General features: G+C 39.3%; 21 protein-coding genes and 1 other annotated feature. Of the genes, 7 read left to right on the top strand and 14 right to left on the bottom strand.

From position 1 onward, the window contains the following. Positions 1-104: 104 nt before the first annotated feature. From sufB to sufC, 5 genes are read right to left on the bottom strand one after another with little or no spacing between them, the layout of a single operon-like run. Positions 105-1,499: a Fe-S cluster assembly protein SufB gene (gene sufB, locus ACEN36_RS02505; protein WP_407125860.1), complete on the bottom strand. Its 1,395-nt coding sequence runs from the start codon at positions 1,497-1,499 to the stop codon at positions 105-107. Positions 1,500-1,514: 15 nt separating this feature from the next. After that, the gene (sufU, locus tag ACEN36_RS02500; RefSeq protein WP_407102164.1) at positions 1,515-1,961 is read right to left on the bottom strand and encodes a Fe-S cluster assembly sulfur transfer protein SufU; all 447 of its coding nucleotides are present in this window, start codon (positions 1,959-1,961) and stop codon (positions 1,515-1,517) included. Then, complete coding sequence (locus ACEN36_RS02495) at positions 1,948-3,186, bottom strand: cysteine desulfurase (RefSeq protein WP_407102165.1); 1,239 nt, start codon at positions 3,184-3,186, stop codon at positions 1,948-1,950. The genes sufU and ACEN36_RS02495 overlap by 14 nt, the downstream gene beginning before the upstream one ends. Continuing rightward, positions 3,186-4,463 (bottom strand): Fe-S cluster assembly protein SufD, encoded by a 1,278-nt coding sequence (sufD, locus tag ACEN36_RS02490; protein ID WP_407102166.1) that lies wholly within the window; start codon positions 4,461-4,463, stop codon positions 3,186-3,188. Before sufD ends, ACEN36_RS02495 begins: the two co-directional genes overlap by 1 nt. Before the next feature lie 11 nt (positions 4,464-4,474). After that, the gene (gene sufC / locus ACEN36_RS02485; RefSeq protein ID WP_407096883.1) at positions 4,475-5,248 is read right to left on the bottom strand and encodes a Fe-S cluster assembly ATPase SufC; all 774 of its coding nucleotides are present in this window, start codon (positions 5,246-5,248) and stop codon (positions 4,475-4,477) included. A gap of 285 nt (positions 5,249-5,533) precedes the next feature. Between sufC and ACEN36_RS02480 the strand changes: the two genes are divergently transcribed. From ACEN36_RS02480 to ACEN36_RS02450, 7 genes are all read left to right on the top strand, one after another. After that, on the top strand, positions 5,534-6,277 hold the full coding sequence (locus ACEN36_RS02480) for a gamma-glutamyl-gamma-aminobutyrate hydrolase family protein (RefSeq protein WP_407096884.1): 744 nt from the start codon (positions 5,534-5,536) through the stop codon (positions 6,275-6,277). A 211-nt stretch (positions 6,278-6,488) separates the two neighbouring features. Further along, positions 6,489-6,722 (top strand): glutaredoxin-like protein NrdH, encoded by a 234-nt coding sequence (nrdH, locus tag ACEN36_RS02475; protein WP_407096885.1) that lies wholly within the window; start codon positions 6,489-6,491, stop codon positions 6,720-6,722. After that, positions 6,719-7,090 carry a ribonucleotide reductase stimulatory protein gene (locus ACEN36_RS02470; RefSeq protein WP_407096886.1) on the top strand — a complete coding sequence of 124 codons (372 nt, stop codon included), beginning with the start codon at positions 6,719-6,721 and terminating at the stop codon, positions 7,088-7,090. Before nrdH ends, ACEN36_RS02470 begins: the two co-directional genes overlap by 4 nt. Beyond that, positions 7,077-9,254 (top strand): class 1b ribonucleoside-diphosphate reductase subunit alpha, encoded by a 2,178-nt coding sequence (nrdE, locus tag ACEN36_RS02465; RefSeq protein WP_407096887.1) that lies wholly within the window; start codon positions 7,077-7,079, stop codon positions 9,252-9,254. Before ACEN36_RS02470 ends, nrdE begins: the two co-directional genes overlap by 14 nt. Before the next feature lie 462 nt (positions 9,255-9,716). Further along, complete coding sequence (gene nrdF / locus ACEN36_RS02460) at positions 9,717-10,679, top strand: class 1b ribonucleoside-diphosphate reductase subunit beta (RefSeq protein WP_407125858.1); 963 nt, start codon at positions 9,717-9,719, stop codon at positions 10,677-10,679. A gap of 218 nt (positions 10,680-10,897) precedes the next feature. Further along, positions 10,898-12,628 carry an ABC transporter ATP-binding protein gene (locus ACEN36_RS02455; protein WP_407102169.1) on the top strand — a complete coding sequence of 577 codons (1,731 nt, stop codon included), beginning with the start codon at positions 10,898-10,900 and terminating at the stop codon, positions 12,626-12,628. Further along, complete coding sequence (locus ACEN36_RS02450) at positions 12,625-14,403, top strand: ABC transporter ATP-binding protein (RefSeq protein WP_407125857.1); 1,779 nt, start codon at positions 12,625-12,627, stop codon at positions 14,401-14,403. The genes ACEN36_RS02455 and ACEN36_RS02450 overlap by 4 nt, the downstream gene beginning before the upstream one ends. A gap of 384 nt (positions 14,404-14,787) precedes the next feature. Here ACEN36_RS02450 and ACEN36_RS02445 read toward each other — a convergent pair whose 3' ends face one another. The 9 genes from ACEN36_RS02445 to ald form a co-directional block, all read right to left on the bottom strand. Continuing rightward, a complete protein-coding gene (locus ACEN36_RS02445; protein ID WP_407102172.1) occupies positions 14,788-15,624 on the bottom strand; it encodes a MetQ/NlpA family ABC transporter substrate-binding protein in 837 nt (278 codons plus the stop codon). A 63-nt stretch (positions 15,625-15,687) separates the two neighbouring features. Then, a complete protein-coding gene (locus tag ACEN36_RS02440; protein WP_407125856.1) occupies positions 15,688-16,392 on the bottom strand; it encodes a methionine ABC transporter permease in 705 nt (234 codons plus the stop codon). Continuing rightward, on the bottom strand, positions 16,385-17,416 hold the full coding sequence (locus ACEN36_RS02435) for a methionine ABC transporter ATP-binding protein (protein WP_407125855.1): 1,032 nt from the start codon (positions 17,414-17,416) through the stop codon (positions 16,385-16,387). The genes ACEN36_RS02440 and ACEN36_RS02435 overlap by 8 nt, the downstream gene beginning before the upstream one ends. A gap of 82 nt (positions 17,417-17,498) precedes the next feature. After that, positions 17,499-17,757, bottom strand: a binding site (T-box leader). A gap of 63 nt (positions 17,758-17,820) precedes the next feature. Continuing rightward, positions 17,821-18,177 (bottom strand): glycine cleavage system protein H, encoded by a 357-nt coding sequence (locus ACEN36_RS02430; RefSeq protein WP_407102175.1) that lies wholly within the window; start codon positions 18,175-18,177, stop codon positions 17,821-17,823. Further along, on the bottom strand, positions 18,167-18,550 hold the full coding sequence (locus ACEN36_RS02425) for an arsenate reductase family protein (RefSeq protein WP_407102176.1): 384 nt from the start codon (positions 18,548-18,550) through the stop codon (positions 18,167-18,169). Before ACEN36_RS02425 ends, ACEN36_RS02430 begins: the two co-directional genes overlap by 11 nt. A gap of 67 nt (positions 18,551-18,617) precedes the next feature. Then, positions 18,618-19,793, bottom strand: coding sequence for an FtsW/RodA/SpoVE family cell cycle protein (locus ACEN36_RS02420; protein ID WP_407125854.1), 1,176 nt, complete (start codon positions 19,791-19,793; stop codon positions 18,618-18,620). Positions 19,794-20,254: 461 nt separating this feature from the next. After that, positions 20,255-21,217 (bottom strand): YihY/virulence factor BrkB family protein, encoded by a 963-nt coding sequence (locus tag ACEN36_RS02415; RefSeq protein ID WP_407096897.1) that lies wholly within the window; start codon positions 21,215-21,217, stop codon positions 20,255-20,257. Positions 21,218-21,300: 83 nt separating this feature from the next. Then, positions 21,301-21,531: a DUF2969 family protein gene (locus ACEN36_RS02410; RefSeq protein WP_407096898.1), complete on the bottom strand. Its 231-nt coding sequence runs from the start codon at positions 21,529-21,531 to the stop codon at positions 21,301-21,303. 34 nt (positions 21,532-21,565) lie between these two features. After that, the gene (gene ald, locus ACEN36_RS02405) at positions 21,566-22,681 is read right to left on the bottom strand and encodes an alanine dehydrogenase (protein WP_407125853.1); all 1,116 of its coding nucleotides are present in this window, start codon (positions 22,679-22,681) and stop codon (positions 21,566-21,568) included. Positions 22,682-22,888 lie beyond the last annotated feature (207 nt).

Below are 22,888 nucleotides of genomic sequence, written 5' to 3'. Positions count from 1 at the left end.
AAATTTATCACCTTTTGATTTAGCAAGAGCAATTAGTCTGGCTCGCTTCAGTAAAAAATATTCAAAAAATTGATGTTGTACTATGTTAATGCTCTTAGAATTCGTTATCCCACTGACCCTTCCATCTCATAAGCAATTAGCCGGTTCAATTCCACCGCGTATTCCATCGGTAACTCCTTCGAAAATGGCTCTACAAATCCCATAATAATCATTTCAGTCGCTTGCTGCTCCGTCAATCCGCGACTCATCAAATAATACAGTTGTTCTTCAGAGATTTTGGATACTTTCGCTTCATGCTCCAACGAAACGTTCCCATTGTGAATTTCATTGAAAGGAATCGTATCAGATTTCGATAAATCATCCATGATAATCGTATCGCATTCGATATGTGAGATGGATCCACCAGAATTTTTTCCAAAGGTCACTTGTCCGCGATAATTGACTTCTCCGCCGTCTTTAGCAATAGACTTTGAAATTATAGAACTAGATGTATTGGGTGCGTTGTGAATCATTTTAGCTCCGGTATCTTGGTTCTGACCTTTTCCTGCCATCGCAATAGACAGCATCGTTCCCGTTGCCCCTCGACCATTCAACAAGATGCTCGGGTACTTCATAGTTGTACGCGCCCCAAGATTGCCATCGATCCATTCCATCGTGGCTCCTTCAGCAGCTGTCGCCCGTTTCGTCACCAAGTTATACACATTGTCCGACCAATTTTGGATCGTCGTATAGCGACAATAGGCGTCTTTCTTGACGATGATCTCTACAATTGCAGCGTGCAGACTGCTGGACGAAAAAGTTGGTGCTGTACAGCCTTCGACATAATGTACACTAGCTCCTTCATCCACCACGATCAATGTCCGTTCAAATTGACCCATGCCTTCATCATTGATCCGAAAATACATTTGCAAAGGAACATCAATGCGGACGCCTTTCGGGACATAAATGAAGGTTCCGCCAGACCAGACGGCTGAATTCAGTGCAGCCAGCTTGTTATCGGTTAGCGGTACGACAGTTCCAAAATGTTCTTTAAAAATTTCAGGGTATTCTTTCAAAGCTGTATCGGTGTCTAAAAAAACGATTCCTAGTTTTTCATATTCTTCTTTCATGTTGTGGTAAACCACTTCGGATTCATATTGTGCTCCCGCTCCAGCCAGATATTTACGTTCGGCTTCCGGAATACCGATTCTTTCAAAGGTTTCCTTGATTTTCTCCGGCACATCATCCCAACTGCGCTCGGGTTTATCACTGGGTTTTCGGTAATACGTGATTTCATCAAAATGAATCTCAGATAAATCTGCTCCCCATTCAGGCATGGGTCGACTCAAAAAGTGCTGGTAGGCTTTCAATCGATAATCCAACATCCAGTGCGGCTCTTGTTTGCGGGCAGAAATTTCCCTCACCACAGATTCTGAAACGCCTTTTCCCGTAGAATAAACTGACTCCACATCATCATGGAAACCAAATTTGTAATCTTCAAATTGTAATTCAGATGTCATTCATTTTTGCCTCCTTTAATTCTGGTCCTGTTCCGCAGCAGCCAGTGCTTTTTCCAGTGCTTTCCACGATAAGGTGGCACATTTGATCCGCGCAGGAAATTTCGCTACACCATTCAACAGCGCTGCATCGCCTAAAGCCTCTACTTTAGAAACTTCTTTGCCTTGGACCAATTCTGAAAACAGATGGGTCAGTTCAAAGGCTTCCTTTGCTGTTTTCCCTATCATCACATCCGTCATCATACTTGCACTGGCACGACTGATGGTACAACCGTGTCCAGAAAAACGAATGTCTTTAATCAGGTTATCTTCGATTCTCAAATGCAATTGAATCACATCTCCACAAGTTGGATTAGTCAGTTCAATTTGATGGGTCGATTCTGCCAATCCCCCCTCGTGATGCGGGTATTGAGAATGATCAAGGATCACTTGTCGATAAAGCTGGTCTAATTTAGATAATGCCATGTTGGAAAAACTCCTTTACTGCTTGAATAGCTTCCACAAATTTGTCCACATCTTCTGTGGTATTGTACACATAAAAACTCGCTCGAACAGTAGAATGCACGTTCAATTGACGCATCAACGGTTGAGCGCAATGAGTCCCAGCCCGAACCGCTATCCCTTCCATATCTAAAGCGGTAGCGACATCGTGCGGATGGATGCCCTCTAAATTGAAGGCCACCACTCCTGTGCGAACAGATGGATCTGTTGGGCCATACACGGTCACACCATCTATTTTCTCCAGTTGCGGCCATAAATAAGCAATCAGCCCTTGCTCCATAGCGTGTATATTTTCCATCCCAATTATGGATAAGTAATCGATAGCTGCTCCCAGTCCAATCACGCCTGCAACATTAGGGGTTCCCGCTTCAAACTTCCAAGGCAGTTCTTTCCAAGTACTGTCCTCCTCTTCCACCAGTTCGATCATTTCCCCGCCAAATTCAACAGGTTCCATTTGTTCTAATAAGTGTCTTTTTCCGTATAAGATGCCTATACCAGTCGGTCCCAACATCTTGTGTCCGCTAAATGCGTAAAAGTCGGCACCTAATGCTTGAACATCTACCGGCATGTGCGGCACGGCCTGAGCGCCATCCACTACTAAAACGGCACCAGTTTTGTGAATCAGTTCCGCCAATTCTGCTATAGGATTGATACTCCCCAGCACATTAGAACAATGGCTGATAGCAACAATTTTAGTTTGCTCTCCAATCAACTCTTCCGCTGCTGACATATCCACTTCTCCAGAATTCAATAGCGGAATGAATTTCAACACCGCTCCTGTTTTCTTGGCCAGTTGTTGCCATGGAATCAAGTTGGAATGATGTTCCATATAAGACAACACGATCTCGTCTCCTTTAGAAACATTGGCTTCTCCATAACTTCTGGCAACCCAGTTCAATGAGGTGGTCGTACCGCGAGTAAAAATAATCTCCGCTGTTTCCTCAGCATGGATAAATTCACGCACTTTTTCTCTCACGGCTTCATATTGAGCAGTGGCTTGTTCCGCTAATGTATGAACACCGCGATGTACATTAGCATTGGAGGTTTCGTAATAAGTTTGCAAAGCATTCAATACAACAACAGGCTTTTGTGTAGTCGCTGCATTGTCTAGGTAAACTAACGGTTCATCATTGATTTGTTGTTTTAGTATCGGGAAATCTTTTTTTAACTGGTGACTGTTCAACTTCATTACAACAGCTTCCCTTCAATGGTACTGACCAAATCCTCACGAATGCTCTTCAATGGAATGGCTGCAATCACCGAACCTAAGAAACCACGGATCACCAATCGTTCTGCTTCAGCTTTTGGAATCCCGCGACTCATCAAATAGTACATTTCTTCTGGATCTACCCTACCAACACTGGCCGCATGACCTGCCGTTACATCATTTTCATCAATCAATAAAATGGGATTAGCATCGCCACGGGCTTTATCCGACAGCATCAACACTCGACTTTCTTGTTGAGCATCAGCCCCTTTTGCGCCTTTAATGATGTGTCCGATTCCGTTAAAAGTCAGCGTAGCGCGGTCTTTGATAACGCCATGTTGTAAAATATGCCCTACACTATGACGACCAAAATTGGTGACTCGAGTGTCGATCGCTTGAACCTGCTGATGCATGCTGATGGCTACCACTTTGATCTCACTGTGGGAACCTTCTCCCATCAGATCAGTATCAAAATCTGCGATCACATTTCCGCCGTTCATCACCCCTATCGCCCACTCCAATCTTGAGTCTTGCAATAAATGCCCTCTGCGGTTAAAGTACGAGACCGTGTTTTCTCCAAGCTGATCCACTGCTGAATACTTCGCTTTGGCCCCTGATTTGGTGATTACTTCCGCAATAATCGAAGCAGCAGCCTTTTCCTCACCAATCGTTTCGAAACGCTCTACATACGTGAATTCACTGTTCTCGTCTGCATAAATCAAGATGTGTTTGGCAAATAATTCTTGCAGTTGGCTGTTTTGAACAAAGACAGCCTCAAATGGTTCTTCCACAATGACGTTTTTAGGAACATATAGAAAAAGTCCACTGTTCATAAACGCTGTGTGGAAAGCTGTCAATTTGTCTTCATTGAACTTGACGGCTAACTGCATATAGACTTCTTTGACTAAATCCCCATGTTCTTTAACAGCTGTGAACAAATCCGTGAAGATTACGCCTTGATCGATCAATTTTTGCGGCAAAGTTTCTTCTACTGTATTCTTCCCGAATTGCACCACACGTTGCGCGCTGTCTTCAGATAAAACAATACCTGAAAAAGATTCGTCGTCTTCAAATGTACTTGCCGGTACTTCCATTAGCGGCCAACGTTCATAATGAGCCCTCTCAATAACCGGAAGCTCCAGTTGGTCAATCTGATCATAAGCTTCTAATCTTAATTCCAACATCCACTCTGGTTCTTGGTGTTTTTGAGAAAATTGTTTTACAGCTTCAAAGTGGTTCAAAGAACTCGTAACTTTCATCTCATTTCCTCCTAACCTTCAGTGGTTTCTACTTCTAATCCTAAATCTTCGCTGATCCCTTTGTACCCTTCACTTTCTAAACGTCTGGCCAATTCGGCTCCACCAGTCAAGACCACTTTACCGTTCATCATGATGTGCACTACATCTGGCACGATATAATTCAATAAACGTTGGTAATGCGTAATAATCAATGAACCAAAGTTCTCTCCACGCATCGCGTTGACCCCTTTAGACACCACTTGCAGGGCATCGATATCTAATCCTGAATCGATTTCATCTAAAATAGCAAAAGTAGGCTCAATCATCATCAATTGCAAAATCTCATTTCGCTTCTTCTCCCCGCCGGAAAATCCTTCGTTCAGATAACGTTCAGCCATTTCTTCCGGCATATCTAATACTGCCATTTTTTCATCCAATTTTTTAATAAATGACATGACGCCGATTTTGTCGTCTTCTGCTCTTCTGGCATTGATAGCTGCTCGCATGAACTCAGCGTTCGTGACCCCAGCAATCTCACTTGGGTATTGGACTGCTAAAAATAATCCCGCTCGAGCGCGTTCATCCACTTCCATTTCCAGCACATTTTCTCCATCTAATAAAATCTTGCCTTTTGTGACAGTATAGCTTGGATGTCCCATGATAGCTGCTGATAAGGTGGATTTCCCTGTCCCATTTGGTCCCATAATGGCATGGATCTCACCTGTTTTAATGACCAAATTGACCCCTTTTAAAATTTCCTTTTCTTCTATAAAAACATGCAAATCTTTGATTTCTAAAACTGACATGAAGAATCCCTCTTTTCTCTGCTTCCTTTAATAGGCTAATAATAACAGAATAATCGTATATTTTCACTACTTTATACAAAAACGAACAATATTTACACATTGTTAAAACAACATTAAAGACATAAAAAAACTTTCAAACGCACAAGCATGTTAAATTAAGCACAATGTAATTTAAACAAGTTTTCCTCATCCACATTATAGTCGCACTACCTTTTTCATCCTAATTCATGTAAAATAAGGGCTAACCATAATGGATTGGTTTGCTTTTGGAAAGGAAGTGTATTGATGAAACCGATTATTGGAATTCCGGGAAATATTTTAACCCCACAATCGCCTAATTTTGATGGATTGCCGATTACGTATACTCCTCAAGGTTTTGTAGAGGGAATAACGACCGCTTACGGTCTGCCTTCTGTCCTCCCGCTTGGAAACCCAGAAGATGCGAAAGAATACATTTCGCGAATCGATGGATTATTATTAGCTGGTGGTCAAGATGTTTCCCCTCTATTGTATGGTGAAGAACCGATTCCTGCTTTAGGAACAACTAGTCCTATTCGAGATACTTTTGAAATAGCTTTGATCAATGAAGCCATTCAGCAAAAGAAACCAATCTTAGCAGTATGCCGTGGGATGCAGATCTTAAATGTGGCTTTCGGAGGTTCTTTGTATCAAGATCTGGCTAGCTCTTACTCAGATTTGACCGTGCAACATATTCAACAAACGATGTATGACAATGGAGCTCATACGGTGACTATTGATCCCGACAGTCGTTTAGCTAGAATTTACGGAACGACTTATGTTGTCAATTCTTATCATCATCAAGCCATCAAAGAATTAGCAGATCCATTTGAAGCAGTTGCTTGGAGCAAGGACCGATTGATTGAAGCTTTTGAAGCTAAAGATCCTGAAACTAGTATCGTAGCCGTTCAGTGGCATCCAGAGTTGATGATTAAAACCGATAAAAAAATGCAACAACTCTTTACTGAGTTTGTAAGTCGAGTAAAAAAAAATAATGCGCCTGCTTTATAAAAAAAAAATCAAAGACTTCCGTAAAAATGCGTTATGGAAGTCTTTTTTTGCTGTTTCGGACAAAAATAAAAAAGCTTGCAAAACACTACATATTGTGTTTAGAAGCTTGTGAATAGGATAATTTATCAAAATATAGTATTTCGATTGCAACTCTCTTTGAAGGAGTGTAGAATAAAAACTACTAAGAGAAAAGTTCAAAGGAGAATGAAAAATGGCTGATAAAACTATCGTAATTTACTCAAAACCAAATTGCATGCAATGTAATTTTACCAAAAAATACTTAGATGATAAAGGTGTTCTTTACGAAATAAAAGATATATTTGAGTCTGAAGAAGCATTAGCAGAAGTCAAAGAATTAGGTTTCAGCTCTGTACCTGTCATCTTAGCTGATGGACAAGATGCATTTAATGGATTCCGCCCAGATTTATTGGACCAATTAGCATGAAAATAGTTTTTATTTCTTTAACCGGCCAAACGAGAAAATTTGTTCAAAAATTAGATATGGATTTGTTGGAATTGACTCCGACAAATCCATTTATCAGTATTAACGAACCTTTTGTGATCGTTACGCCGACCTATGAAAAAGAAGCTACCGAAATTCTGAATGATTTTCTTGAAACTGCTGATAACAAACAGTACTTTAAGGGCATCGCGGGCGGCGGGAACTTGAATTTTGCTCAATTGTTTGTCTTTACAGCAAAAGATTTGGCAGCTGAATATGATGTACCATTATTACATACCTTTGAATTTCAAGGGAATGACGAAGATGTAAAAAAATTAAAGAAAGCGGTGAACGACCTTGGAAAAGCCTAAATTAGCTACAAAACCCAATGAGGTCACTTATTTTAAACTGAACAATGAATTGAATCGACCAGTCAATGGATCTATCCCATTGCACAAAGATCGTGAAGCCGTGCGTGCTTACTTCTTGGAATATGTGAATCCCAACACGGTTTTCTTCTATACTTTAGATGAAAAATTAAACTACTTGATTACTAACGATTATATCGAAGAAGAATTTTTGAACCAATACGACAGACAATTCGTTAAAGACTTGTTTAATGAAATGTACAACCGTAAATTCCGCTTCCGTTCGTTTATGTCGGCTTACAAATTCTACACACAATATGCTTTAAAAACGAATGATGGCAAACGTTTCTTAGAACGTTATGAAGACCGTATTGTGTTTAACGCTTTGTATTTAGCAGAGGGCGACACAGAATTGGCTTGGACGATTGCGGATGAAATCATCAATCAACGTTATCAACCGGCTACTCCTACCTTCTTAAACGCTGGACGTAAACGTCGTGGTGAATTAGTGTCTTGTTTCTTGATCCAAGCAACAGATGACATGAACAGCATCGGCCGTACCGTCAACAGTGCATTGCAATTGTCGCGTATCGGTGGCGGAGTTGGAGTGAACTTGTCCAACTTGCGTGCTGCAGGAGATCCAATCAAGAAAATTGAAAATGCCTCTAGCGGTGTTGTCCCAGTTATGAAATTATTGGAAGACAGCTTCAGCTATTCAAATCAGTTAGGACAACGCAATGGTGCTGGAGCAGTATATTTGAACGTCTTCCATCCGGACATTGTTTCTTTCTTATCGACTAAGAAAGAAAATGCCGATGAAAAGGTCCGTGTTAAAACACTCTCTCTTGGTTTGACTGTACCGGATAAATTCTACGAATTGTGTGCCCATGATGAGCAGATGTACTTGTTCAGCCCGTATGATGTGGAACGCATTTATGGCAGACCTTTTGCCTATGTAGACATTACTGCTGAGTACGATAATTTGGTAAATAATGAAGAAGTACGGAAATCAAAAATCCGTGCACGTGACTTGGAAAATGAAATCTCTAAATTGCAACAAGAGTCTGGTTATCCTTATATCATCAACATTGATACAGCAAACCGTGAAAATCCGGTTTATGGAACGATCACGATGAGTAACTTATGTAGTGAAATCTTGCAAATACAAGAACCTTCACTGATCAATAATGATCAATCCTATGAAACTTTAGGAACTGACATTAGTTGTAACCTAGGTTCGACCAATATCGTAAACTTGATGAAATCTCCAGATTTTGGCAAATCAGTGAATGCAATGGTGCGTGCGTTGACAACTGTTACGGATCAATCCAGCATTTCAGCTGTTCCTTCGATCAAAAATGGAAATGACCGCTACCATACAATCGGTTTAGGTGCGATGGGCCTACACACTTATTTAGCATTGAACCAAATCACTTACGGTTCATCGGAATCGGTTGAATTTACAGATGCTTACTTCATGTTGTTGAACTATTATACATTGAAAGCCAGCAATCAAATCGCTATGGAACGTAAGGAAACTTTCCACAACTTCGAGAAGTCTAAATACGCTAGTGGAGAATATTTCGACAAATACACTGCAGCAGATTTCATCTTCGAAAGCGAAAAAGTACAACACTTATTTGACGATTTGCAAGTACCAACAGCCGCAGATTGGGAAGTTTTAAAAGATTCTATTATGACTGGCGGATTGTACCACCAAAACCGTTTAGCTGTAGCGCCGACTGGTTCGATCAGTTATGTAAACGAAACGTCTTCCAGCCTGCACCCAATCACTCGTTTGATTGAAGAACGTCAAGAGAAGAAAACAGGTAAAACTTATTACCCTGCTCCTTATCTATCAAATGAAACGTTGTCTTACTACACTTCTGCTTACGATATTGATATGCGTAAAGTCATTGATGTCTATGCAGCAGCTCAAAAACACATTGACCAAGGAATGAGTTTAACACTCTTTATGCGATCTGAAATTCCTGCTGGATTATACGAATGGAAAATGGGACGTACTAACAAGCAAACCACGCGTGACTTAAACATTTTAAGACACTATGCATGGAAAAAAGGCATCAAATCCATTTACTACGTCAGAACCTTCACAGAAAACTCAGAAGAAATAGGCTCCAACCAATGCGAAAGCTGTACTATTTAAACAGGATGCGGAGAGGCCTTGGGAGCAATGACGCAAAAATTGGAAATTATGATTGGAGCGTTTCTCAGTCCCAAACATAATTTATCTTTTTTGCAAAATTGCTAGGCCTCGCAGCTCTACTATACGATGCGGAGGTCGCTTGGGAGACACGACAAGAAAATAGGAAATTCAACTGAGGATGCCTTTTATCCTCAATTGAATTTATCTTTTTCTCGAGTGTCTAGCGACCGCAGCTCTACTAAAGGATGCGGAGGTCGCTTGGTAGACACGACAAGAAAATAGGAAATTCAAATGAGGATACTTTTTATCCTCAATTGAATTTGTCTTTTTCTCGAGTGTCTAGCGACCGCAGCTCTACTAAAGGATGCGGAGGTCTTTGGTCACTTGATTTGCCCTTGCCCTCCTCTGCCGTAGTACATTGAATACTACGAATAAACTCGAAAGTAAGGAGAAGTTGATGCAATGACTGAACAATATCATGCTATAAACTGGAACAAAATTGAGGATATGATTGATAAATTAACTTGGGAAAAGTTGGTTGAACAGTTTTGGACCGATACACGTATCCCCGTCTCAAACGATTTAAACGACTGGTACAATCTTCCAAAAGACGAACAAGATATGATGGGAAAGGTATTTGGTGGTCTTACTTTACTAGACACTCTTCAATCACAAGATGGAGTAGCTTCTCTAAAGAATTCCATTCGTACACAGCACGAAGAAGCTGTATACAATAATATTCAATTCATGGAATCCATGCATGCCAAAAGTTACAGTGCTATCTTCAGTACGCTGAATACTAAATCAGAAATTGATGAAATTTTCCAATGGACCAACACAAATGAAATGCTTCAAAAGAAAGCTGAAATTATCAACCACGTTTATCAAAACGGAACGGATTTAGAACGTAAAGTAGCTAGTGTATTGCTGGAATCTTTCTTATTTTATTCAGGTTTCTTTGCTCCGCTTCATTATTTAGGCAATAACAAATTGCCAAACGTAGCAGAAATCATCAAATTGATTTTGCGCGATGAATCAGTGCACGGAACTTACATCGGCTATAAATTCCAAATTGCCTACAATCAATTGCCAGAAGACGAACAAGAACAGTTAAAAAACTGGACTTACGAATTGTTGTTTACTCTTTACCAAAATGAAGTGAATTATACTCAATACCTGTATGACGAGATGGGTTGGACTGAGCGCGTCAAAGTTTTCTTGCGGTACAATGCCAATAAAGCATTGCAAAATTTAGGTTTTGATCCTTTATTCCCAGATACCGCGGACGATGTAGATCCGGTTATTATGAACGGAATCTCAACTGGAACTTCAAATCATGACTTCTTCTCTCAAGTTGGAAATGGGTATTTGGTTGGAATGGTAGAATCAATGGCTGACGAAGATTATGAGAAGTGGAGTGTTTAAAAACACCTTATTATCCCCCACTTTACACACCAGTTCACTAACGTTTTAGTCTCTTCAGATAAAAAAAATTCACTTTTAGCAAGAAGGCAATTGCTTTTAGTAGGATAAAAACATAAAATAAACTCATTGAGCCTAGTGCACCTGCATTAGGCCGTTTCTTTTGTTTAGTTACGTTAAGGTTGTTATTAAAAATTTTAAGATAAGGAGCGTTTATATATATGAAATTTATTTGGCAGTATCTTCGGAAATACCCTAAATTACTCGTTATCAATATTATTGGAGCCTTAGGATTTATTTTAATCAATTTAGGCCTTCCTACTTTGTTGGCACAAATGATTGATAATGCAATCATTCCAGGCGATCGCTCTTTAATTTGGCGATATGCTATTTTTATGTTATTGCTGACTATCTTCGGTTTTATCGGAAGAATCGTCAATTCTTATGCATCGAGTAAAATTGTTAATACCATGACTATGGACATGCGAAATGATGCCTATACCAGTATGATGAAATATTCTCACGCTGAATACAATGAAATCGGGGTTTCTTCTCTTGGGACTCGTATTACAACCGATGCCTTTGTATTGCTGCAATTTACTGAAATGATCTTACGTCTTGGTGTAGTTACCCCTTTGATGATCATCGTGAGCGGTATGATGATTGTACAGACCAGCCCAGATTTAGCTATTGCGGTACTTCCAGCAATGCCGATTATTATTTTATTGATTCTATTCATTGCGCGTGCTACACAACCGTTGTCTAAAAAACAACAGTCACTCTTAGATAATATCAACCGTATACTGAGAGAAAACTTAACCGGTTTACGAGTCATACGGGCCTTCAACCGCGAAGAGTTTCAAGAAAAACGATTCAATGATACCAACAATGATTACCGTAAAGTCTCTTCTCGACTGTTTAAGATAGTGGCTATTACTCAACCTGGATTTTCTCTCATTATCAATATCGTAATTATTGCGATTGTCTGGTTAGGTGCCAGTCAAATCGCTGCGGGAAATATTCAAGTTGGGGTTTTAGTCGCTTTTATCGAATATGCTTTCCATGCATTATTTTCATTATTAATGTTCGCAAATATTTTCATTATGTACCCAAGAGCTTCTGTCAGCGCAAATCGTTTACGAGAAGTCCTGGAAAAACAAAGCTCTATCGATCCAAATGAAAACGGTATTCAAGTAACGGAAACAGAAGGTTACATTACATTTGATAATGTAGGTTTTGCTTATCCTGATGCAGATAAACCCGTATTAAAAAATATTAGTTTTGAATCTAAACCTGGAGAAACGGTTGCTTTTATCGGGTCAACAGGAAGTGGGAAATCTTCTATTGTTCAGTTGATTCCTCGTTTTTACGATGTGACTGAAGGACGTATTTTAGTCGATGGCATTGATATTCGTGAGTACAATCTGAAAGCTTTGCGACGCAAAATTGGTTTCACACCGCAAAAAGCTTTACTCTTTACAGGAAGCATCACTGAGAACTTGAAATATGGTAACTGGGATGCTACTCACAATGAAATTGAAGAAGCTTCAGATGTCTCTCAATCCAAAGAGTTCATCGAGCGCTTAAAAAATCATTACGAAACAGTTTTAGCTGAAGGTGGAAGCAACTTATCTGGCGGCCAAAAACAACGTCTGTCTATTGCACGGGCAATTATTCGTAAACCGAGTATATATGTATTTGATGATAGTTTCTCAGCACTAGATTTTAAAACGGATGCTGTTTTAAGAAATCGTTTAAGCCAAGTTACGCAAAACGCTACTACCATTATTGTTGGTCAACGAGTAAGTTCCATTATGAATGCTGACCAAATCATCTTACTCGATGAAGGAGAAATCGCTGCAAAAGGAACGCATAAAGAGCTGCTTCAAAACAGCCCGCTTTATCGTGAAATTGCATCATCTCAATTAAGTGAGGAGGAATTAAACCAATGAAAGGACTAAAACAAATTGCTCGGTTATGGGTTTATCTTAGAAATTACCGTGGTCAGTTCTTTATTTCTATCTTTGGAACTGTCTTACTATCGATTTCAAGCGCCCTTGAACCTTTCATTATCGGTTTAGCCATTACAGAAATTACGGCTAACCTTGCTGATATCGTTCGTGGTATCGAAGGTGCAGGGATGAATTACCCTTACTTAACAAAAGTTTTGATTGCCTATTTTATCCGTGGTATGTTCTATCACGGTTCACAATACATTTCGCAATATACCTTAACAAATGTAGTTCAAAAAGGGATGCGTGATTTACGGAACGATATTTCTTCTAAGATAAATCGTATGCCGGTTTCTTATTTTGACAAACATCAAATTGGAGATATTTTAAGTCGTGTTACCAGTGATATAGATGCTATCACCAATGCATTGCAGCAATCATTGATACAAGTATTGAACGGTGTGTTGGGAATTGCTTTTGCCATTGTAATGATGTTGACTCTTAATTTCTCTCTAGCATTGATTGTCATTATGACCATTCCTATCGCTATTTTAGTCGCTCGTGTGGTAATTGCTAAATCACAAAGTTCATTCCGTGGTCAAGCAGACGCTCTGGGAGATCTATTTGGTTTTACGCAAGAAAACTTAAATGGTTTTACAGAAATCAAATTATACGGAAAAGAAGAAGATTCTATCAAAGAGTTCAAGAGACGCAACTTAAACTTGCGTGAGCATGGTTTCAAAGCCAGTTTTATTTCTTCTCTAATGGCTCCAATAGTAGGACTGGTTTCTAATCTGGCTTATATATTAGTGGCTATGATCGGTAGTTTCTTTGCTTTTAACGGTACTTTGACTATCGGGAACTTACAAGCTTTCGTTCAATATGTATGGCAAGTTAATCAGCCGATTACGACAATCTCGCAATTGTCAGGTATCATGCAAAGTGCTGGAGCAGCAGCTGGCCGTATTTTTGAACTCTTAGATGAACCGGAAGAAGTTCAAGGTATGGTGATGACTACTTTACCAGAAAAAGTACAAGGTACCGTTGAGTTTGATCATATTTCATTCAGCTACAATGAAAAAAATCCTTTGATGACAGACATCAGTGTTCATGTCAATCCTGGTGAAATGGTCGCTATCGTTGGTCCAACAGGCGCTGGTAAGACTACTTTAGTCAACTTGTTGATGCGCTTCTATGACGTTGACGGCGGTAGTATCAAAGTTGATGGCGTGGATATCAAGAAATTGACTCGTTCCGACCTGCGAAAACATTTCGGTATGGTACTCCAAGACGCTTGGTTATACCAAGATACTGTCATGGAGAATCTTCGTTTTGGAAAATTGGAAGCAACCGATGATGAAGTGATTCATGCAGCTGACATCGCAAACGTCAATCACTTCATCCAAACTTTGCCAAATGGTTACGGTATGGAAATCAATCAAGAAGCCAGCAATATTTCATTGGGCCAAAAACAATTGATGACGATTGCTCGTACAGTTTTAGCTGATCCCGATATTTTGATTTTAGATGAAGCGACCAGTTCTGTAGATACTCGTTTAGAGAAACTGATCCAAGAAGCCATGGATAAAGTTATGGAAGGACGCACGAGCTTTGTTATCGCTCACCGCTTGTCTACTATTCGTAATGCTGATTTGATTCTAGTCATGGACCAAGGTTCGATTATTGAACAAGGTACACATGATTCATTATTAGAACAAGGCGGCTTTTACGCAAACTTGTACAACAGCCAATTTTCTGCAACAATTTCTGAATAAGATAGTTTTAACTATTAAACACCCCCAAACTGTTTGTCAGTTTTGGGGGTGTTTTCTGACGTTATGAGATAGTGGGATTCTATCTCACATTTCACTGAGTAATTTGCTTTGCTTTATCCGCTAGAACCCTTATAAATCACAATTCGCTCCAGATTTCAGCGGCTTTTGTGAGATAGAGCCCTTCTATCTCACATTTCATTGAGTAATTTGCTTTGTTTTATTCGCTAGAACCCTGATAACTAAAATTTCAGCACCTAATCTACTTTATTTTATAAGTAGCCGCCCCTCTCAAGTAAATTCTCACGCACAATCACCCTCCGATCAGCAAAAAAGATAGAACCAACACCTTCTCAACAACAAAAGGTGTGGCTCTATCAGAAAAAATTATTCACTTACAGGAACTACTGCACCATCCCATGTTTCAAGAATATAATCTTGAACTTCTTGAGATCTCAATACTTCGATCAATTTTAAAATACCAGGATTTTTAGCATCTTCGCTTCTCACGGCAATGATATTAGCATATGGAGAGCTTTCGCTTTCCAATGCAATAGAGTCTTCTAATGGATCTAAACCTTGATCTACTGCAAAGTTCGAGTTGATTGCTACAACATCGCCTTCACCTTGTTGGTAAAGTGTAGGCATTAGAGCTGGATCGTTTTCGTATTCAAATTGAATATTTTTTGGATTTTCCACAATATCGTCAAATGTCGCAGTCGTTAAATCTGTTCCTTCATCTACAGATACTAGACCAGCTTCTTGGAAAATTCCGATGATACGACCCCAGTCAGGTTGGTTGCTGCTGACAAGCACTGTCGCGCCGTCTGGCAACTCTTCTAAACTAGCATAGCCTTGAGAGAATAAGCCGATTGGTTCCAAATGAATCCCGCCTGCGTTGACAAAGTCGTAATCATTTTCAGCTACTGCTGCTTCGAAGAATGGTACATGTTGGAAATAGTTGGCATCCAAGTCGCCTTCTTCTAATGCTACATTAGGCACTACATAGTCGTTATAAGTCGTAATATCCAGTGTGTAGCCTTCCTCTTCCAAAATAGGTGCAGCGAACTCTAATATTTCTGCATGTGGTGTATTGCTCGCTCCAATACGAATGGTTGTATCTTCGCTTGCCCCTTCTTCAGAGTTCCCACCATTTCCGCAAGCTGCTAACAATAACGCCGCCCCTACTGTTGCTAATGATTTGATAAATACTGATTTTTTCATACCTTAAATCCCCCTAATAACTTTTTATAGTTTAATCCCTATTCAAATAATCTTTTTTCAAACTCAGCGTTTGTCTACGCGATCTACTACGCGATCTCCAATACCTTGAATCACAAATACCATTACTAATACAATGACGGTCGCTACCAAGGTTACAGCCGGTTGATTTCTTTGAAATCCTTCCAAATAAGCTAGGTTACCTAGACCGCCTGCTCCAATAACTCCAGCCATCGCTGTATAGCCGACTAGCGAAATCGCTGTTGTCGTGATACCAGCAATGATGGAAGGCATGCTTTCTGGAATCAAAATTTTATAAATAATTTGCCATTTATTGGCTCCCATAGCTTCTGCGGCTTCAATAACCCCCTTATCAATTTCTCTAAATCCAGTTTCAACCAGCCGTCCATAAAAAGGAGCTGACGATATGATCAAGGCCGGCAAAGCTGCTACTGGACCTATCATTGTTCCGACAATTTGCTGTGTAAATGGAATCAATAAAACGATTAATATAATAAACGGAATAGAACGGAACACATTTACTAAAATACTGACAACTCCATGCAGAATTGTTACGGTCATACTTTTTTTACCATTTGTTTCATACAATAATAATCCGATAACCAATCCTAAAATAAATACGACGATGACAGAACCAATGGTCATCAATAAGGTTTCTTGAGTAGCTTCTCCGATTCTTTCCCAATTGACTTCAGAAAAATCAAAGTATTGCGCTAAAAGACTTTCTCCGATCACTAAAGATCTAAACATGTTCGATCACCTCAACTTCTACATTCATGTCATGTAAATCGTGGATAACATCCCTGATCACTACTTGTTCTCCAGTCACTTGAACATACAGTGAACCAATTGAACCAGATTGCGTTTGTTGGATACTTCCTTGAATGACATTCAATTCGATTGAGTGATTGCGAATCAACTTAGACAAAACGGGTTGTTTGGAGTTCTCACCGTTAAAGGTCAAGTGAAGCAATTTGCCATCAGGATAATCGGCAAATACTTGGCTTAGAACCAAGTCAGTATCTTCGCTTTCAGGATCCGTATCTTGACGAATAAAGCGTTTGGTGATTTCTTGTTGCGGGCGCTTGAAGACATCTAACACATTGCCCTCTTCAACCACTTTTCCATTTTCCATCACTGCTACTTTGTTGCATATTTTTCTTACTACGTGCATCTCATGTGTAATGATCACGATCGTCAAATTCAAACGCTTATTGATTTCCAATAATAAGTCCAATACCTCATCTGTGGTTTGAGGGTCCAATGCACTAGTTGCTTCATCACACAATAGCAACTCCGGATCATTGGCTAATGCTCGGGCAATGCCGACCCGCTGTTTTTGTCCACCAGATAGTTGGGCAGGATAAGCATTTTCCCGTCCTTCCAATCCAACTAGGCGAATCAATCCGTTGGCTTTATCTAATTGTTCATACTTAGGTACTTTCGCTATTTCTAATGGCAAGAGCACATTTTCCAAAACTGTTCTTGACCACAACAGATTGAAATGCTGAAAGATCATCCCGATTTTCTGTCTTTTTTGTCTTAAATCTTTTCCGGTCAATTTGGAAATGATGCTGTCTCCTAAAGAAACATCTCCTTCTGTGGGCTTTTCAAGACCATTGAACATACGGACCAGTGTACTCTTACCTGCACCGGAATAACCGATGATGCCATAGATTTCTCCTTTATCAATGGAGAGATTGACATTGTCGACAGCAGTTAAAGGGCCTTGCTTCGTGTCAAAACGTTTCGTTATGTTGGATAAATTAATCATATTTGCTGCTCTCCATTCTCTCAAACTTTTCATAATGTATAAAATAAAAAACTTTCGTCCACTATTCAAGTTGTTTACTCAAATAAAGGACGAAAGCTGTCATTTCGTGTTACCACCTTAATTTATTCATCCATCACTGAATGAACCTTAACCAGTACGGAGACTATTGCGACTCGTATACTGTGACTCTGTATCGGGAGCTCCCGGAACAAGCTTGTGCAAAGCATTCACTCATTCTGCTCAAAGACCATCTTCAGTTCCATTTCCACTACTCCTTTTCAGCAACCGGAGCTCTCTAAAAAATGTCCATTAGAACTTACTCTTCTTCTCATAGCAATCTATTCCATTAATCTTGAAGTTAGTTTATCAGTCTCCGCGTAGTCTGTCAACGACTTTTTGTTTTCTTATTGTTGTAGACTGTCTTCCAACTTTGCAAGTTCACTTGTATCTATATTTGTCAGCTCAACGATCCAATTGCTTTTTTGATCTTCCTTATTTAATTCTTCTGGAGCGTTTAACAAACGTTCGTTGAATTGTACAACATCTCCGCTTAATGGAGATTCTAATTCTGTAACAGCTTTTGCTCCCTCAACGCCTAATAAAGAATCACCGGCTTTCAAAGCTTTGATATCTTTAGGCACATCTGCGAACATGATTTCTCCGATATCATCTTGTCCTTTTTCAGATAATCCTACTCGATAATGGTCACCGTTTTTAGCTATCCATAGTCCATTTGAACTATACTTCATTTCATTCGCCATTTACCACAGACTCCCTTTCTTTTTGCCAAATTGCTTCATACACTTCTTCTTTAAACCCGATCAGATTGTTGCCGTCTGCCAGAATCAAAGGTCGTTTGACCAACATCCCTTCACTCGCCAACAGCTCTGCCGCTTCTTGTTCCGTCAAGTCAGGAATGACCTCTTTCAATCCCCGCTCTTTATACACCGTACCGCTTGTGTTGAAGAACCGCTTTAAGGGCAAGTCAGACTGTTGAAGAATCTTGATCCAGGTTTCTTTATCAGGAGGATTGGTTTTTAAATTGATTTCCTCCAATTCAACCTGGTGTTGCTGCAACCATTTCTTGGCTGCCTTACACGTTGAACAAGTTGGAATACAATAAAACTGCAACATACCATCTCCTCCAAATACATTTGTCTTTATTTAGTATAACGCTAATTTTTTCAAAGTAAAAGTCCCTTTATCTGAATTCTTCATGATCTTCAGAAAACATATAACTCTTGTAATGGTACCGCATAGACATAATCAAACCAATCCCCATCATGTTCCCAAGTAAAGCTGACCCCCCTTGAGAAATAAATGGCAAAGGAATACCCGTTAAAGGTAATAGTCCAATACTCATCCCTACATTCTCAAATACATGGAACACGATCATCATGATAACACCGGTTGAGATATACGTATAGAAAATATTTTTTGTGTCTAGGCAGACGCGAATCATTTGATAAACCAGCATAAAATAAATCAAAATCAATACTGCGCCGCCAATAAATCCAAAGTTTTCACCAATCGTAGAGAAAATCATATCGGATTCTCTAACGGGCACATAAACTTCTGAAATACCAAAGCCTTTTCCAAATACTTTACCAGAACCAATCGCTTTGATGCTTTGCAGCAATTGATAAGCCGCTCCTTGAGTATCATGGTAAGGATCCAACCATGAGTCGATTCGCGAAAATTGGTAATCTTTAAAGCCTAAATTGTATAAAAATTCTCGATTGTACACTACTAGTAACAGAAGTGTGGCTCCTATAATGGCTACGGATCCAAATAAAGGAATCAGTATTTTCCATGATACTCCTGACATTAAAATGACTCCAATAACGATAGCAATAAAAACTAACGTCGTTCCTAAGTCATTTTGCAGCAAAACCATTAACATAGGAGGTGCAGAAACTAAAGCGATTTTTCCTAATAGCATAAAATCAGATTCTGTCTTATGATTCACAAAAGCAGCATTGTGTTTCGTTACTGTTCTGGCCAACATTAAGATAAAAGCAATTTTCATTACCTCAGAAGGCTGAAAAGTCAGCGGTCCTAATTTAAACCAACTCTTAGCTCCTGTCCTTAAGAAGGTAGGCTCATCATATAAAAAGAGGACCAAGACCAACAGGAACAATCCTATACCATAAGCATAGGGAGTAATTTTCCATAGCTGCTCAGAATCGAACTGCATAATCACAATAATAGCAACAGCACCGACAATATACCAGGCGATATGCATGATCGTCGCCCTCATTCCCCCTCCGCCAATCAGCGAAATGGTTGAAAACATTGTAGCGATACTGATAATAGCAAGTAACAACAACGAGAGCACTATTCCATAGTCAATTCTAGATTCTTTTTTCTCACTCATGTTTTTTTCAATAATCTCCTTGCACATCAAATAAATTATTCATTTGTTAGTTCATTTAGCTTCAATCATTATATAAGAAAAAGGCTGTAAAAAAAAGGACTCTTCTCATTTCTTAGTAAAAATGACATAAACTTCCGAGAGGCGGTCACTAAAGATTCAATCATTCCGCTTTTCAACTGCTAAAGCAAATAAAGTACAGCAAATTTATTTTAAGAAAATAGTCGATTTCATGACCGTTAATTGCCCAAAAAAATAAATCTTAGAAGTCCAGGTCTACTGATTCCTGCTTCTAAGATTCATCTTATTAAACGTGTTGCGCAGACCAAGCTGGCTCCACGCTCTATCAAACGCGTTGCATCAGTCAGTTCTCACTCTCAGTACCACCCGGCAATTTTTAGGAAAAGCACCTAACATTTGCCGATTGGGTACTGTCCGGAGAACTAAATGACTAATTCCATGCTCTATTGTTTTTCGACTTCTTTTACTTTGACCAATTTTTTACGTTGTTTTGGCAATTTTTTCTTTTCATTGGTTTCAGGTTTCTCTTCGTCTTCTTTTTCAATAGCTTCTTGTATTGTGTGACCATTTTTGTATTCGTAATAAATAGTATTGATTAAGCCACCTAATAAAAGTATGGTTGCAGCGAGGTACAGCCACAACATCAGAACAATGAATACCCCGAATGTTGCATTAGCCGCAGCATCTCCACCTGCAAACTGTAAGTAGATTGAAAAACCTTGAGACAATACTAACCAGCCGACAGTCGCAAAGATGGCACCGGGAACAGCATATTTAATGCCTAAATGGTGATTCGGCACTAAGAAGTAAATTGCCATAAACAAGGAAACCAATACGATCAGTAATATCAACCAGCGCAACTGCAGTATTTGCATGATGATTCCCAAATCAATACTTAAAAGATCTTCAATAAAGGAAACGATAAACTCTCCAAAAACAAAGATAAAAACGATGACTCCTACGATTGACACAATAGCCAATTGGATCAATAAAGAGACCAATCGTACCAAAATAAAGTTCTTTCTAGATTCGACCCCATAAACTTCATTCAATAAATTTTGCAATGAATTAAACGCTTTACTGGCTGACCAGAGGGCCGTGATCAACCCGATCGAGATAACTCCTCCACTCGAGCTGTTTAAATACCCAATCAATATAGGCTCAATCACACTATAAATATCAGGCGGAACAGCTGTTTCCATGTAAGACAACACTGCATTGACGTCTATTGGAAACAAGGGAATGATATTGGCAATCACTAATAAAATAGGAAAAAGAGAAAATAATACGAAGTAGGCCAGCTCTCCTGCTTGAGAAGTAACATCTGCTCGAGCCCAATTATCTTTACTTACCTTAAAAAGCCGAATCATTCTTTGTTTAAACGGAAGTTGCTTAACAGTCTCCATTACAAGTTCACATCCTTGTAGTTGAATTACAATACTTTTCTAAATACACCACTCGTTCCTCACAGAAGAACGAGCGTCCTATTCTACATATAATGCAAGTTATAATCCATAATCAAATTATTGATGGCTTCATCAATATCTTTAGCTTTCGCTTCATTACCATTTTTATTAACAGTAGTGATAGACTCACCTTTTGGCTGTTGAATCATCCCAATTTTATCTTTATGGATGAACAGCTCTAATTCAGTAAAATTCTCTGTATTATTTGAAGTCTCTTGAATGATAACTTCACTTTTTTTATTTCTTTTGGCCATTTTTAATCCTCGCTTCGATCTCTATTCATTGAGATTAATGAAATAATTTACTAGCTTCCACATAGTCTGTTTCTAATGAATGGGCAACTTCTTTGTGAGTCACTTGATTTTGCATCACATTGATACCCGTGTATATCGTTGAATTGCTTTTAGCAGCTTCCAACAAACCTTTATTTGCGATAGTTACAGCATATGGAATCGTTACGTTTGTCAATGCTTGAGTAGCTGTTTTCGCTACGCTTCCTGGAATATTCGCTACTGCATAGTGAAGAACATCGTGTTTCACATAAACAGGATTATCTAAAGTCGTAACAGTATCCGCTGTTTCGATGATACCACCTTGGTCAACACTGATATCTACAATTACTGATCCATCTGACATTTGTTTGACCATTTTTTCAGAAACTAATTGCGGGGCTTTCGCTCCTGGAATCAATACAGCTCCGATAACAAGGTCTGCCGTTTTAAGTTCTTCTTCAATATTGTACTCATTCGACATAATTGTTTGTACTGCGTTGCCGAATATTTCACCCAGCTCACTTAAACGTTTAGGATTGTTGTCTAAAACGACTACGTTTGCTCCCATTCCAACAGCAATTTTAGCAGCGTTTGTTCCAGAGACTCCGCCTCCGATAATAACCACTTTTCCGGAGCGTACTCCCGGCGTACCGCCTAATAATATTCCTTTTCCGCCATTACTGTTCTCTAAGAAATGTGCTCCAATTTGAATAGACATTCTACCAGCAATTTGACTCATAGGCGTTAATAATGGCAATGAGCCGTCTGCTCCGACCATTGTTTCATAACCGATTGCCGTTACACCGCTCTCCTTAAGAGCATCCGTTAGTGGTTTATTTGCTGCCAAATGTAAATAAGTGAATATAATCAAATCCTCACGGAAGTAACCGTATTCTTCCGGTAGTGGTTCTTTTACTTTAATCACCATATCAGACGACCAAACTTCTTCAGCAGTAGAAACGATTTTAGCTCCCGACTCTACATATTGTTCATCATAAAAACCAGCAGTTTCTCCTGCTCCTTTTTCCACGATCACAGTATGTCCAGCTGATATCAAACTCTTTACTCCAGATGGAGAAACAGATACTCGTTTTTCACTATTCTTGATTTCTGTTGGTATTCCAATATTCATAAAAAAAAGCCTCCTAATTTTTTGAATCACCGCAACTCATTGAATGCCTTACTTACTTTCTGCATTTGTATGAATCTTACCCATGATAATTTCTTTACTCTTCTATTATACCGCTCATAAGCAAAAAAGCCAAAAGATGAGCTTTTTTATGCTTGATTTGCTGTGCTTTTATGAAAAAAAATTTACTTCAAGAATGGAATTGGTTAT

This window comes from Desemzia sp. FAM 23989 (assembly GCF_045528345.1).
GTDB lineage: Bacteria > Bacillota > Bacilli > Lactobacillales > Carnobacteriaceae > Desemzia.
Note: the sequence above shows the minus strand (reverse complement) of the source record. Positions and strands in the feature narration are given on the sequence as shown.